This is a genomic window from Kitasatospora sp. NPDC001119 (genome assembly GCF_053598475.1).
Genome location: NZ_JBSFKI010000014.1, coordinates 184725 through 198698, shown reverse-complemented (window position 1 = coordinate 198698; position 13974 = coordinate 184725). Strand labels below are relative to the sequence as shown.

General features: G+C 72.6%; 10 protein-coding genes. 7 read left to right on the top strand and 3 right to left on the bottom strand.

What is annotated here, in order from left to right; all coding sequences use genetic code 11:
- The first annotated feature begins 49 nt into the window (after positions 1–49).
- Positions 50–691: a hypothetical protein gene (locus ACWDD9_RS19585; RefSeq protein ID WP_074001321.1), complete on the top strand. Its 642-nt coding sequence runs from the start codon at positions 50–52 to the stop codon at positions 689–691.
- Positions 692–781: 90 nt separating this feature from the next.
- Here ACWDD9_RS19585 and trhA read toward each other — a convergent pair whose 3' ends face one another.
- A complete protein-coding gene (gene trhA / locus ACWDD9_RS19580) occupies positions 782–1456 on the bottom strand; it encodes a PAQR family membrane homeostasis protein TrhA (protein ID WP_049659028.1) in 675 nt (224 codons plus the stop codon).
- Between the two features lie 284 nt (positions 1457–1740).
- Between trhA and ACWDD9_RS19575 the strand changes: the two genes are divergently transcribed.
- Positions 1741–3567 (top strand): phosphoenolpyruvate carboxykinase (GTP), encoded by a 1827-nt coding sequence (locus ACWDD9_RS19575; RefSeq protein WP_049659026.1) that lies wholly within the window; start codon positions 1741–1743, stop codon positions 3565–3567.
- 190 nt (positions 3568–3757) lie between these two features.
- Here the strand turns inward: ACWDD9_RS19575 and ACWDD9_RS19570 are convergent, their stop codons facing one another.
- Complete coding sequence (locus ACWDD9_RS19570; protein ID WP_074001322.1) at positions 3758–4972, bottom strand: pyridoxal phosphate-dependent aminotransferase; 1215 nt, start codon at positions 4970–4972, stop codon at positions 3758–3760.
- Positions 4973–5221: 249 nt separating this feature from the next.
- Here ACWDD9_RS19570 and ACWDD9_RS19565 point away from each other — a divergent pair, with 249 nt between their 5' ends.
- Complete coding sequence (locus ACWDD9_RS19565; protein ID WP_079271861.1) at positions 5222–5941, top strand: hypothetical protein; 720 nt, start codon at positions 5222–5224, stop codon at positions 5939–5941.
- A gap of 242 nt (positions 5942–6183) precedes the next feature.
- Here ACWDD9_RS19565 and ACWDD9_RS19560 read toward each other — a convergent pair whose 3' ends face one another.
- Positions 6184–7797, bottom strand: coding sequence for a chitinase (locus ACWDD9_RS19560; protein ID WP_449812148.1), 1614 nt, complete (start codon positions 7795–7797; stop codon positions 6184–6186).
- Between the two features lie 421 nt (positions 7798–8218).
- Between ACWDD9_RS19560 and ACWDD9_RS19555 the strand changes: the two genes are divergently transcribed.
- The 4 genes from ACWDD9_RS19555 to ACWDD9_RS19540 all read left to right on the top strand — a co-directional run bounded on the left by ACWDD9_RS19555 (position 8219) and on the right by ACWDD9_RS19540 (position 13887).
- Positions 8219–9013 carry an isoprenyl transferase gene (locus ACWDD9_RS19555; protein ID WP_181970663.1) on the top strand — a complete coding sequence of 265 codons (795 nt, stop codon included), beginning with the start codon at positions 8219–8221 and terminating at the stop codon, positions 9011–9013.
- Between the two features lie 309 nt (positions 9014–9322).
- Entirely contained in the window at positions 9323–10657 is a 1335-nt protein-coding gene (locus tag ACWDD9_RS19550; protein WP_049657856.1) for a PhoH family protein, read from the top strand.
- Positions 10658–11106: 449 nt separating this feature from the next.
- Positions 11107–11847, top strand: a complete 741-nt coding sequence (locus ACWDD9_RS19545; protein ID WP_049657857.1) for an aggregation-promoting factor C-terminal-like domain-containing protein — start codon at positions 11107–11109, stop codon at positions 11845–11847.
- 495 nt (positions 11848–12342) lie between these two features.
- Positions 12343–13887, top strand: coding sequence for an AI-2E family transporter (locus ACWDD9_RS19540; protein ID WP_449812147.1), 1545 nt, complete (start codon positions 12343–12345; stop codon positions 13885–13887).
- The last annotated feature ends 87 nt before the right edge of the window (positions 13888–13974 follow it).

Below are 13974 nucleotides of genomic sequence, written 5' to 3'. Positions count from 1 at the left end.
GGGGCGGCGGGAGCCGACCACGAGCCCGGCACCGGGAAAGGGGACCGAGGTGGCCGACGCGGACGACAAGCAGATGAGCTCCCAGGTGTGGGGCTCGGCGGTGGTGGTGGGCTCTGCGCTGGCCGTGGTGGCGGCCTATCTGATCAAGGGTGCCCCACTGGTCCTGGCGGTCGCCGGGGTGGAGACCCTGCTGCTGATGGTCTACGTCGCCCGCCGCTGGCGCGCGATGCGCGGCGGGCCGGCCCCGGTGCGGCACCGTCCGCGCCGCGGCATCCCGGACGCCGCGCACTGCGAGCGCTGCCGCCGGGCCCGTGAGGCGCTGGACGCCCGGCAGGCGCGGGGCCGTGCGGTCGGCGCGGTGCGGTGGCCCGAGCCCGAGGCGCTCCCGGCGCCGGCCTGGCCTCCGCGCGAGCCCCACCGGGAGTCGCACGGGGAGCAGCACCACGCGCACGGCGGGCAGCAGCACCACGGGTACGGCGAGCAGCACCACGCGCACGGGCCGCTGCAGGATCCGGGCCCGCAGCCGGAGGCCGGCGCGGCCGACCACGCGGCCTACCCGCGCCGCCCGCAGCTCCGGGCCCCGTACGAGCGGCCCTGGACGGCGGAACGGGCGGCCGTCCGGTCCGTGGACCGTTCGACCGCCCGTCGGGGTGCGCCGGGATCGACCGGCCGTGCCGTGCGCCACCAGTGATCACCCGACCGTGCCGTACGCCACCGGTGGCCGACCGGCCATGGCGTACGGCACCGGTGTTCACCCGGCCGTGCCGTACGGCACCGGTGTTCACCCGGTGGTGCTGTAGGCCACCAGCGAGACGCCGACGTACTGGACGATGAACGCCCCCAGGGTGAAGGCGTGGAACACCTCGTGGAACCCGAACCAGCGCGGTGAGGGGTTGGGCCGCTTGAGCCCGTACACCACGCCGCCGATGCTGTAGAGCACCCCGCCGACGATCATCAGCACCAGGACGGCGACCCCGCCGGCGCGCAGGAAGTCCGGCAGGAAGAAGGCGGCGGCCCAGCCCAGCGCGAGGTACACCGGTGTGTACAGCCAGCGCGGCGCGCCGACCCAGAACACCCGGAACGCGATCCCGGCCAGCGCGCCGCCCCAGGCCACCCAGAGCAGGACCTGCTGGTCGGCGCCCTTGAGCAGCAGCATGGTGAACGGCGTGTAGGTGCCCGCGATGATCAGGAAGATGTTCGCGTGGTCCAGCCGGCGCAGTACGGCGTCCCCGCGCGGCCCCCAGTTGAAGCGGTGGTACACCGCGCTGACCCCGAACAGCAGCCAGGCGCTGACCGAGTAGATCGCGCAGGCGATCTTGGCGGGCGTGGAGTCGGCCAGGCAGATCAGCACGATCCCGGCGGCCACCGTGGCGGGGAACATTCCGGCGTGCAGCCAGCCGCGCCACTTCGGCTTGCTCTCCGTGAGTGCACTCTCCGCGAGCGCAGCAGCAGTCATGCGCAGCATGCTACCCGTTACCTACGGCTCCGTAGGTTACTCGCGCGTAGGAAGTGGCGATCGTCACTCTTAGACGTTTTGGAGTATTTGGAGTGTGGCGCCGCGCACTCCGTCGCGGGGTCGGTCGACATGTTACCGATGGGTAATCATACTGGCTGTAGTAAAGGGTGCGTCAATTTCGACGCTTCGCCGCGTTCCGGCCTTGAGTCCGGAGCTACGCTGCAAGCACCCTCAGACCCCCGCGACGCCATCTCCACGCCGAGATGGCGTGAAACGGAGCGATCGTGTCGTACGAGATCTCTGCTCTCAGCGCATCCGCGCCCACCCGCCACAAGCAGCTGCTCGCTTGGGTGAGCGAGATCGCCGAGCTCACCCAGCCGGACCGCATCGAGTGGTGCGACGGTTCCGACGAGGAGTACCAGCGCCTCGCGGACCTGCTGGTGGCGCAGGGCACCTTCAAGAAGCTCAACGAGGAGAAGCGCCCCAACTCCTACTACGCCGCCTCGGACCCGTCCGACGTGGCGCGCGTGGAGGACCGCACCTTCATCTGCTCCGAGCAGGAGAAGGACGCCGGACCGACCAACCACTGGAAGGCCCCCGCCGAGATGCGGGAGATCTTCCAGGGCGAGCAGGGCCTCTTCCGCGGCGCGATGAAGGGCCGCACGATGTACGTCGTGCCCTTCTCGATGGGCCCGGTCGGTTCCCCGCTGGCCGCGTACGGCGTCGAGATCACCGACTCCGCCTACGTCGCCGTCTCCATGCGTGTGATGACCCGCATGGGTCAGGCCGTGCTGGACCAGCTCGGCGAGGACGGCGACTTCGTCAAGGCCGTGCACACCGTCGGCGCCCCGCTCGCCGAGGGCCAGGCGGACGTGCCGTGGCCGTGCAACAGCACCAAGTTCATCTCGCACTTCCCGGAGACCAAGGAGATCTGGTCCTTCGGCTCGGGCTACGGCGGCAACGCCCTGCTCGGCAAGAAGTGCTACGCGCTGCGCATCGCCTCGACCATGGCCCGCGACGAGGGCTGGCTGGCCGAGCACATGCTCATCCTGAAGCTCACCCCGCCGAGCGGCGAGGTCAAGTACGTCGCGGCGGCCTTCCCCTCGGCCTGCGGCAAGACCAACCTGGCCATGCTCCAGCCGACCGTCCCGGGCTGGAAGGTCGAGACGATCGGCGACGACATCGCCTGGATGCGTTTCGGCGCCGACGGCCGCCTGTACGCCATCAACCCCGAGGCCGGCTTCTTCGGCGTCGCCCCCGGCACCGGCGTGGACACCAACGCCAACGCCATCGAGACCCTCTGGGGCAACACCGTCTTCACCAACGTCGCCCTCACCGACGACGGCGACGTGTGGTGGGAGGGCCTCACCGACGAGCCCCCGGCGCACCTGACCGACTGGCGCGGCAACGACTGGACCCCCGAGTCCGGCACCCCGGCCGCCCACCCGAACGCCCGCTTCGCCGTCCCGGCCGCGCAGTGCCCGACCATCGCCCCGGAGTGGGAGGACCAGGCGGGCGTGCCGATCTCGGCGATCCTGTTCGGCGGCCGCCGCGCCACCGCCGTCCCGCTGGTGACCGAGTCCTTCGACTGGCAGCACGGCGTCTTCCTGGGCGCCAACATCGCCTCCGAGAAGACCGCCGCCGCCGAGGGCACCGTCGGCGAGCTGCGCCGCGACCCGTTCGCGATGCTGCCCTTCTGCGGCTACAACATGGGCGACTACTTCGCCCACTGGCTGAAGGTCGGCGCCCAGGCGGACGCCGCCAAGCTGCCGAAGATCTACTACGTCAACTGGTTCCGCAAGGACGCCGAGGGCAAGTTCGTCTGGCCCGGCTACGGCGAGAACAGCCGCGTGCTCAAGTGGATCGTCGAGCGCCTGGAGGGCACCGGCGAGGGCGTCGAGACCCCGATCGGCGTGCTGCCGACCGTCGAGGGCTTCGACCTCGGCGACCTGGACCTCTCCAAGGAGGACCTCGACCTGCTCTTCACCGTGGACGCCGACATCTGGCGCCAGGAGGCCGCGCTCGTGCCGGCCCACCTGGAGACCTTCGGCGACCACACCCCGAAGGAGCTGTGGGACGAGTACCGGAACCTCGTCGCGCGCCTCGGCTGAGCCTGAGCCTCAGCCGCGGTAGCGGCGGGCGCGCGGCACGAACCGCGCGCCCCGCCGAGCGGCAGGACGGCCGGAGTTCCGCCGGGCGATTTTCCCCCGACCAAGGAGATCGCCCGGGCCGGAACTCCGGCCGTAGTGTTTTCCCGGGAGCCGTCCCAGGAGCCGTCCCGGGTGTCGTCGAGCCCGGTGGCTACGGCTGGACGTAGCCGCTCAGGAAGTCGCCGATCCGGGTCACCGCGTCGGTGATCTCCTCCGGCCGGGGCAGCGTGACCAGCCGGAAGTGGTCCGGCTCGGGCCAGTTGAAGCCGGTGCCCTGGACCAGCAGGATGCGCTGGGAGCGCAGCAGGTCGAGCACCATCCGGGCGTCGTCCTTGATCTTGTGGACCTTGGGGTCCAGCCGGGGGAAGGCGTACAGCGCGCCCTTGGGCTTGACGCAGCTGACCCCGGGGATGTCGTTGAGCAGCTTGTACGCGGCGTCGCGCGAGGCGTGCAGCCGGCCGCCGGGCAGCACCAGGTCGCGGATCGACTGCCGCCCGCCGAGCGCGGCGGCCACCGCGTGCTGGGCCGGCATGTTGGCGCAGAGCCGCATCGAGGCGAGCACGGTCAGGCCCTCGATGTAGCTGCGGGCCCGGTGCCGGTCGCCGGACAGCACCATCCAGCCGGAGCGGAAGCCCGCGACCCGGTACGCCTTGGACAGCCCGTTGAAGGTGACGCAGAAGAGGTCCGGGGCCAGGGTGGCCAGCGGGACGTGCTCGGCGTCGTCGTAGAGGATCTTGTCGTAGATCTCGTCCGCGTAGACCACCAGGTCGTGCCGGCGGGCGATCTCGGCGATGCCCTCCAGCACCTCGCGCGGGTAGACCGCGCCGGTCGGGTTGTTCGGGTTGATCACCACGATGGCCCTGGTGCGATCGGTGACCTTGGCCTCGATGTCGGCGAGGTCCGGGTACCACTCGGACTGCTCGTCGCAGCGGTAGTGCACGGCGGTGCCGCCGGCCAGCGAGACCGAGGCGGTCCACAGCGGGTAGTCCGGGGCCGGGACGAGCACCTCGTCGCCGTCGTCCAGCAGCGCGGTCATGGCCAGCTGGATCAGTTCGGAGACGCCGTTGCCGAGGAAGACGTCGTCGACGGAGAGGCCGTGCAGCCCGCGGTCCTCGTAGTGCATGACCACCGCGCGGCGGGCGGAGAGCAGGCCCTTGGAGTCGCCGTAGCCGTGCGCGGTGGCGAGGTTGCGCAGGATGTCCTGGAGGATCTCCGGGGGCGCCTCGAAACCGAAGGTGGCCGGGTTGCCGGTGTTGAGCTTGAGGATGCGGTGGCCCTGTTCCTCCAGCCGCATCGCCTCGTCGAGTACCGGTCCGCGGATGTCGTAGCAGACATTGGCGAGCTTGCTGGACTGGATGACCTGCATGTCCGCCTACTTTAGGGGTACGGAGGGGCCGTGCGGCGGGTCTCCGTGGGGGTGCTTCGGAGGGTCGGAACGGCCCCCTTGGATCGGCAGGCGGGGGCGGCGGGCGGCCTTGTGAACCGGCAGTCGAATGTCCGGAATGCTCCTGTATGCGAGGAGCGCCGCCGCGCCGTTCCGTGGAACGAGACGGACGGCACACGCCCGGCGCGGGAGGATGTGGCCGGTCGTGTCGGTCGAGGAGGGGGTGCGCCGGTGGTCCCGGTCGTGGTCGCGGCGGTGCTGGTCGGTCTCCTGGCGGCTCCGCCGCTGCGCGGGCGGATCGCCCGCTTCGCGGTGCCGGAGGGCGAACCCTGGTGCGAGGCCTGCCCGTCCTGCGGGCGCGCGGTGCGGCTGCTGCCGCCGACCGGGCGCTGCCCGGGCTGCCGGGAGCGGCTGGGCGCCGGCCCCTGGACGGTGGAGGCGGTCGCGGCGGCGGTCGCGGTCGCGGTGGCGTACGCGGCGGACCGCCTGGTGGTGGTGACCCTGGCCCTGGGCTGGGCGGCGGCGCTCGGCGTGGCGCTCGGCTTCGTCGACGCGCGGGTGCGCCGGCTGCCGTACGGGCTGACCGTGCCGCTGCTCGGCGGGGTGGCGGCGCTGCTGCTGGTCGCGGCGCAGGCCGAGCGGGACCCGGGCGCGCTGCTGCGCTGCCTGCTGGTCGCGCTGGCGGTCGGGGGCGTCCTCGAACTGGCCGTCTGGCTGGGCGCGTTGGGCCCCGGGGACTCCCCGCTCGGGCTCGCCCTGGGCGGGCTGCTCGGCTGGTTCGGCTGGTCGGTGGCGCTCGGCGGGCTGTTCGCCGCGATGGTGCTCGCCGGGCTATGGGGCACCCTGCGGGCCGCCGCCGCGCTGGCCCGCCGCCGCCCGGTGCGCGGGCTCGACCTCCCGGTCGGCCCGTTCCTGCTGCTCGGCGCGCTCACCGCGGTCCTGGCGCGGTGAGCGGAGCCGTACCAGGCGACGACCGGGAGCCGCCCCGGCCTCCGGTCCACCCCGCTCCCGGCCCCCGGAGGACCCCGCCACCGCCCCTTCCGGACCCCGCCCCTAATAGAGGGGACAGGGGAAACGGAAGGGCCCGCCGTACCGGTCGGTACGACGGGCCCCGCCGCCGACGCGCAGGCCCCACCCTCAAGGAGCGGCGCGCCGGGGGAGTTGGGCTCTAGGGGGTCACGGCCTCCCGGCCGTCACGGCATCTTGTGGACGAACGGGCCGACCGTGTTGGAGAACGCGTTGCCGTTGTTGGCGTCCCAGTTGGTCGACCAGGTCATCGCGCCGCGGATGGTCGGCCACTTGGCCGGCGGCACGAAGCTGCCGCAGTTGTTACCGGTGGCCAGGCAGTCCAGCGCGTTGTTCACCACGGTCGGCGAGACGTAGCCGCCGCCCGCCGCCCGGCTGGAGGCCGGGACGCCGATGCCGACCTGGTCCGGCCGCAGGCCGCCCTGGATCTGGGTGCAGACCTGCGCGGTGATGAAGTCGATGGTGCCCTGGTTGTAGACCTTGCCGTCGCAGCCGTTCATGCCGCCCGAGTTGTAGAACTGGGTGTTGACGACGGTGAGGATGTCCTTGGTCTTCAGCGCCAGCTGGAAGTAGGCGCCGGAGGTGTTGTACATCCCGATGGTCTCGGGGGCCATGGTCAGGACGAAGCCGGGGCCGACCTTGGCCTGCAGGGCGTGCAGCGCGTCGCCGAGCGGACCGGCCTGGACGCCGTTCTCCAGGTCGACGTCGATGCCGTCGAAGCCGTAGTCCTTGATGATCGCGTAGGCGCTGTTGGTGAAGTTGGCGCCGGCGGTGGCGTCCCCGACGGTGATCGCGCCGTTCTGGCCGCCGATGGAGAGGATGACCTTCTTGCCGGCCGCCTGCTTGGCCTTGACGTCGGCGCGGAACTGGGCGTCGGTGTAGCCGCCGAGGGCCTTGGACAGGCCCGGGTCCAGGGTGAAGCTGATCGCGCCGGTCCTGGTCGGCACGGCGTCGGCGAAGGAGACCGCGATGATGTCGTACGCGCTCTGGACGTCGCTCAGCCGCTGCGCGGTCGAGCCGTTGTCGAAGTTCTGCCAGTAGCCGGTGACCGCGTGGGCGGGCAGGCCGGTGACCGGCGGGGTGGTGCTGGTCGGCGTGGCGGTGGGGGTCGCCGTCGGGGTCTGGGTGGGCGTCCCGGTGGGGGTCGGGGTCGCCGTCTGGGTGGGCGTCGCGGTGGCCGTGGGGGAGGCGGTGGCCGTCGGCGTCGGGGTCGGCGTGGGGGGCGCGGTCGGCGACGGGGTGCCGGTGCCGCCGGGGCCGACCAGTGCGACGTCGTCGGCCAGGTAGGCGCTCTGGCCGTACCAGCCGTGCAGGTAGACGGTGACGCTGGTGGCGTTCGCCCCGGTGGTGAAGGTGGTGGACAGCTGGTTCCAGCTGTTCTGGTTCGACCACGCGGACGGGTCGGTGCCGCCGGTGCCGCGCGCGCCGAGGTAGACGTACGGGCCCTGGACCCACGCGCTCAGCGTGTAGCTGGTGTTGGGCAGCACGCTGATGGTCTGGGCGCACTCGGCGGTGTCGCCGGCGCCCGGGGTGGCCTGGAGCGCGCCGGTGCCGGAGTGGACCGGGGAGGACACCGTGGTCGCGGCGCCGGTGCAGGTCCAGCCGCCGAGCCCGCCGTCGAAGCCGCCGTTGGCGACCAGGTTGCCGACCGCCGCGCTGGCGCCGCCGGCGAAGAGGGCGAGGCCGCCGCCGGCCAGGGCGAGGGCGGTGGCGCCGGCCGCGACGGCCGGGAGGGGGCTGCGCCGGCGCTTGTGCGAAGGCTGGTTCAGCGTACGGGCCATGGGGTGACGCTCCTGGGGGAGGAGCGGCCGCCGCGGTGGGGGGCGCGGCGGCCGCGTGTGGGGGAGGGGAGGTCCGAAGTGAGCCTGCGGGGCGGAGCAGGAGGATCGTTCCGTCCCGGATCAAAAGCTGGACTAGACCATTGCTGGTCGTCAAGCATCGGAAGAACGGCTTACGGTTCCGTTAAGGATTCGGAGACCGTTCCGTGTCCGCGCCCCGGAGGCCCCGCAGCGACCCCGCGGAGGCCCCGCGGAGGCCCCGCCACCCGTCCGGAGGACCCCCGACACGCCCGTCGGGACAGACTTCGTACAGGACCGTGACCAGACCGCTACCTGCGGCTTTACTGTGCACCTGCGCGCCGGAGTAGGCTGCGCCGGGGGCGGAGACGCACCAGTTGCAACGAGCACGGAGGGGCCGGGAAACATGGGTCTGCGCGATGTCGCCGAACGGACGCCGGGGCTGCGCACCCTGCTCGGCGGGATGTACGGGCTCTACGGGCGACGGGTCGAGGTCCACCTCGCGAGCACCCCGCGCCACATCGGCGTGATCCTGGACGGCAACCGCCGCTGGGCCAAGGCGGCGGGCGGCTCCACCGCGTACGGCCACCAGCGCGGCGCCGACAAGATCAGCGAGTTCCTCGGCTGGTGCGATGAGACCCACGTCAAGGTCGTCACCCTCTGGATGCTCTCCACCGACAACCTGGACCGCCCGGCCGACGAGCTCGTCCCGCTGCTCGGCATCATCGAGGACGCCGTCACCGGCCTGGCCGCCGCCCGCCGCTGGCGGGTCAACCCGGTCGGCGCGCTGGACCTGCTGCCCCAGCACACCGCCGACGTGCTCAAGCGGGCCGCCGACCAGACCGCCGACATCGACGGGATAACGGTCAACGTCGCGGTCGGCTACGGCGGTCGGCACGAGATCGCCGACGCCGTCCGCTCGCTGCTCCAGGAGCAGGCCGGACGCGGCACCTCGATCGAGGAACTGGCCGAGGTCCTGACCGTCGAGCACATCGCCGAGCACCTGTACACCCGCAACCAGCCCGACCCGGACCTGATCATCCGCACCTCGGGCGAGCAGCGGCTGTCCGGCTTCCTGCTCTGGCAGAGCGCGCACAGCGAGTTCTACTTCTGCGAGGCGTACTGGCCGGCCTTCCGCAAGGTCGACTTCCTGCGCGCGCTGCGCGCCTACGAGCAGCGCCACCGGCGGCTGGGGCTGTAGTCCCGGATCGGCCGGTTCCAGCCCGGCGTCCCCGGGGCCGGTGCCCCGCGCCCTCTGGGGCGGTGACCCCGTGTCCGGGGGCCGTCGTCCCAGGTCCGGCCGTCCGGAGGAAATGACCGCCGTAGGCCTGGCCTACCCGGCGCCCGGGCGAGGCCAAACGTTCACCGGCAATGATCCGTCAGTTCGCCGGGGGCGCGAATGCACCGTTCCCCGCCTGGGAATACTCCAGTCAGTCCGGTCCCGAGGCCACCGGGGCAGCGGGGGCCGGCTTGCCGCGGATGACGCAGGGTCATCCGCTCTGGAGGCCTAGTGGTCAGTTCCAAGAGCCGCCGGACACCAGACCGGCGCACGTACGTTCTCGACACCAGCGTGCTCCTGGCGGACCCGCTCGCCATGACCCGCTTCGAGGAGCACGAGGTCGTCCTCCCGGTGGTGGTCGTCACCGAGCTGGAGGCCAAGCGGCACCACCCGGAGCTGGGCTACTTCGCCCGCCAGGCGTTGCGGCTGCTCGACGACTACCGCATCCGGCACGGTCGGCTCGACGAGCCGATCCCGGTCGGCGAGCTCGGCGGCACCATCCGGGTCGAGCTCAACCACTCCGACGTGTCGATACTGCCGGTCGGCTACCGGGCCGGCGGCGGTGAGGCGGACACCCGGATCCTCGCGGTCGCCCGCAACCTCCAGGCCGAGGGCTACGACGTCACCGTCGTGTCCAAGGACCTGCCGCTGCGGATCAAGGCCAGTTCGGTGGGCCTGCTCGCCGAGGAGTACCGGGCCGAGCTGGCGATCACCTCCGGCTGGACGGGCATGACCGAGCTGCACGTCCCGGCCGATCAGGTGGACGCGCTCTTCTCGGTCGGCCACGACGCGGGGGTGGACGTCGACGGGGCCGCCGAGCTGCCGGTCCACACCGGACTGGTGCTGACCTCGGAGCGCGGCCGCGCGCTCGGCCGGGTCACCGGCGACGGCCGGGTGCGGCTGGTGCGCGGGGAGCGCGAGGCGTTCGGGCTGCGCGGGCGCAGCGCCGAGCAGCGGGTGGCGCTGGACCTGCTGCTCGACCCGGAGATCGGGATCGTCTCGATGGGCGGCCGGGCCGGCACCGGGAAGTCGGCGCTGGCGTTGTGCGCGGGGCTGGAAGCGGTGCTGGAGCGGAGGCAGCACCGCAAGGTGATGGTCTTCCGGCCGCTGTACGCGGTCGGCGGGCAGGAGCTGGGCTACCTGCCCGGTTCCGAGGCGGAGAAGATGGGCCCCTGGGCGCAGGCGGTCTTCGACACCCTCTCCGCCGTCACCACCCCGGACGTGATCGAGGAGGTCATCTCCCGCGGGATGCTGGAGGTGCTGCCGCTGACCCACATCCGGGGGCGCTCGCTGCACGACGCCTTCGTGATCGTGGACGAGGCGCAGTCGCTGGAGCGGAACGTCCTGCTGACGGTGCTGTCCCGGATCGGCCAGGGCTCGCGGGTGGTGCTCACCCACGACGTGGCGCAGCGGGACAACCTCCGGGTGGGCCGCTACGACGGCGTGGTGGCGGTGGTGGAGAAGCTGAAGGGTCATCCGCTCTTCGCCCACATCACGCTCACCCGCTCGGAGCGTTCGCCGATCGCGGCGCTGGTCACGGAGATGCTGGAGGACATCCACCCGTGATCCGCCCTCCGAGGGCATAGTCGGACAATACGGTCAACTCATGGCCGGGGGCCCGCTCCTGAGGGAGCGGGCCCCGTCCGTTTCATCACATCGAGTGCTTTCCGTCCGGGGAACTGCCATGCGGTGAATGTGACATGCGCCACGCGGGCGGGAATTGCGTCGACCGTACCCGGTGCGGCATGGTGAGGGTTCTGTCAGGCCCCGCGTACGGCGCGGCAGGGCTTCCGGCCACCGGAGGTCAGGCCCCGGAAGGTCCACCAACTCCGGTCGGTGGACGCACAATTGAAGAACGTTGAGCCGTACGCCGCCCGATTCCAACGCCTGGTCGACTCACCTCGGCCGGACGCCGGGCCAGCACCTCCCGTGACCAGTGCACCGTGCGGAGGTCAGTGTCAAGGGGCATGTTGCGCCCGTACGGTCACGCGTGGGCGATGCTGGAAGGAATCCATGTGACTCGGATCTCGGTCCGGGGAGTCGCTGTGGCCTCCGCCACCGCCGTCACCGCTGTCGGTGCCGTCGTGGGCATGGCCTCGGGCAGCGAGGGCAAGACGACGCAGACGGTCGACGTCGCGGGCGCGACCCTGCTTGCCGAAGTCCCCTCTGGCGCCCAGGCGCAGACCATCAGTGACAACATCGGCCAGCAGGCATCCGCCCAGCAGGCCTCCGCCGACGCAGCCGCCAAGGCCGCCGCGGAGCAGAAGGCCGCCGAGGAGGCCGCGCGCCAGCAGGCCGCCGCGGACGCCCAGGCGAAGGCCGACGCCCAGGCCAAGGCCGACGCGGAGAAGGCCGCCAAGGCCGCGGACGACAAGCGCAAGGCCGACGAGGCCGCCGCGAACCGTTCCAAGTCCCGCTCCGCGATGAGCGCGGTGGAGGACAGCGCGCCGCCCGTCTCGGTCAGCCCCGGCTCGGTCCAGGACCTGGCCCGGCAGATCGTCGGCAACGACGCGCAGTTCCAGTGCTTCAGCCAGATCGTGAAGCGCGAGAGCGGCTGGGACTACACCGCGACCAACAAGAGCTCCGGCGCCTACGGTCTGGTCCAGGCGCTGCCCGGCACCAAGATGGCCTCGGCCGGTGCCGACTGGCGCACCAACCCGGCCACCCAGATCAAGTGGGGCGTCGGCTACATGAACTCCCGCTACGGCAGCCCCTGCGGTGCGTGGTCGTTCTGGCAGGCGCACAACTGGTACTAGGAAACGGCTGCCGCTCCGGCGGCGCGGTTCCACCCGGCCCCCGGCCGTTCGCCCTCCTCGGGCGAGCGACCGGGGGCCGTGGCGTTCTCCGGCCCGGCTGTTCTCTCCGGTTCGCGGCGAGGGGGCGGACCGCGCCGCCCGGGCGGCGCTGACCAGTGCGCCCTCGGGCGGTGCGGCCCCGGTTGCGGACGCGGGGCGCGGGGAGGGGTCCTGGTTGCTCCCCGCACCGGCCGGTCCGCCGGCGGTTGGCCGTGGGGCGACCTCGGCGGCTGGGCTCCGGGGTCTCGTCCCGACTCCTCCCCGGTGAACCGTGTCCGAAACCGCATGGAACCTTGCGTTTTGTCCGGTTCATCGGGATGGACGGTTCGAGTCGAACGGACCGGCGACCGGACTCGCCGCTCCTCCGGCGGGTAGCGTCATCCCTGACGGCCGCGGCAGGACCCGCGGCGTACCGCCGGACACGGCGGGTTCGGCAGGGGAGCGGTGGTAGCGAGGATGGCGCGGGGCGGAAAGGCCTTCAAGGCCGTGGCCAAGGGCATGGCCGTGGTGGCGAGCGCGGCCGCCGTGATCGAACGGCGCCGGCGTGCCGCGATGGCGGCCGACCCGCACGAACCGGCACTGGCCGAAGGGCCGGTGCCGGCGCTCGTGGACGGGCACGTCCCGGCACTCGTCGAGGCGCCGGGCCCCGTCCCGGTCCCGCGGGCCGTTCCGGTGCCGCAGGCCGACCCGGCCCCGGCGGCCGAGCCGGTCCCGCCGTCCGCCGCGCCGGCCCCGACGGCTCCGGTGGCCCAACCGGCCCCGGCCGCCCCGGCCGCGCACGTCGGGCTCGGGCGGGAGTACCACCCCGGCCGCCCGGCCACGCCCGCCGAGGCGGTGCCGTGGGGCCTGCGGGTGGCCGCCGAGTCGACCTGGCGGCTGCTGCTGCTCGGCGCCGCGCTCTACGTCGTCTTCTACGTGGTCGACATGCTGCGGCTGGTGGCCTTCTCGGTGCTGGCCTCGCTGCTGATCACCGCGCTGCTGGAGCCCTCGGTCTCCTGGCTGCGCCGGCACGGGGTGCCGCGCTCGCTGGCGGCGGGCGGGGTCTTCCTGAGCGGTCTGGCCGGGATCGGGCTGGTCGGCTGGTTCGTCGTCTGGCAGGTGTCGACCAACCTCTCGGACGTCACCACCCAGGTGAAGACCGGCGTCAACCAGCTGCGGGACTGGCTGGTCACCGGGCCGTTGCACCTGACCCAGCAGCAGATCACCGACTTCGCCAACCAGATCACCAAGGCCATCACCACCAACACCGATCAGCTCACCTCGGCCTCGATCACCGGCGCGCAGATCGCCGTCGAGGTGCTGACCGCGCTGCTGATGACCTTCTTCACCACCTTCTTCTTCCTCTACGACGGCGCGAAGATCTGGAACTGGGCGCTGCGCGGCCTGCCCCGGCACTCCCGGTTCGCGATGGCCGGGGCCGGCCCGAAGGCCTGGGCGACGCTCACCGCCTACGTGCGCGGCACGGTGTGCGTGGCCTTCATCGACGCGCTCTGCATCGGCATCGGCGTCGACCTGCTGGGCGTGCCGCTGGCGCTGCCGCTGGCCGTGATCATCTTCCTGGGCGCCTTCGTCCCGCTGGTCGGCGCGCTGATCACCGGCACCGTGGCGGTGCTGATCGCGCTGGTCACCCAGGGGCCGTGGACGGCGCTGATGGTGCTGGTGGTGCTGGTCGCGGTGATGCAGGTGGAGAGCCACATCCTCCAGCCGCTGATCCTCGGCCGGGCCGTCCGGGTCCACCCGCTCGGCGTCGTGCTCGGCGTCGCGGCCGGCGGCATCATCGGCGGCATCGGCGGCGCGGTGGTCGCCGTCCCGCTGATCGCCGTCACCAACACCGTGGTCGCCCACCTGCGCCGCCGCAACGAGGCCGGCCAGGCCGTCTTCACAGCACTCGAAGCCGCCCGTGAGGCCGCCGAGCGTACGGCGGGGCGCGCGGCCGAACCCGCCGCCGAGCGCACTGCGGCCGCCCACCCCGCCCCGTCGGCCGCGCCCGCCACCGACTGACCCCCGCCGTGCCGGGGCGACCGGCGCGGGAGAGCGACGACGGGCCCCTCGCGGACATGGTGTCCGGGAGGGGCCCGTCGGGGTGCC

Bases quoted from the DNA above. Each gene is read 5' to 3' on its own strand.
- trhA (WP_049659028.1), bottom strand. From the start codon at position 1,456: ATGACTGCTGCTGCGCTCGCGGAGAGTGCACTCACGGAGAGCAAGCCG.
- ACWDD9_RS19570 (WP_074001322.1), bottom strand. From the start codon at position 4,972: ATGCAGGTCATCCAGTCCAGCAAGCTCGCCAATGTCTGCTACGACATC.
- ACWDD9_RS19560 (WP_449812148.1), bottom strand. From the start codon at position 7,797: ATGGCCCGTACGCTGAACCAGCCTTCGCACAAGCGCCGGCGCAGCCCC.
- ACWDD9_RS19555 (WP_181970663.1), top strand. From the start codon at position 8,219: ATGGGTCTGCGCGATGTCGCCGAACGGACGCCGGGGCTGCGCACCCTG.
- ACWDD9_RS19540 (WP_449812147.1), top strand. From the start codon at position 12,343: ATGGCGCGGGGCGGAAAGGCCTTCAAGGCCGTGGCCAAGGGCATGGCC.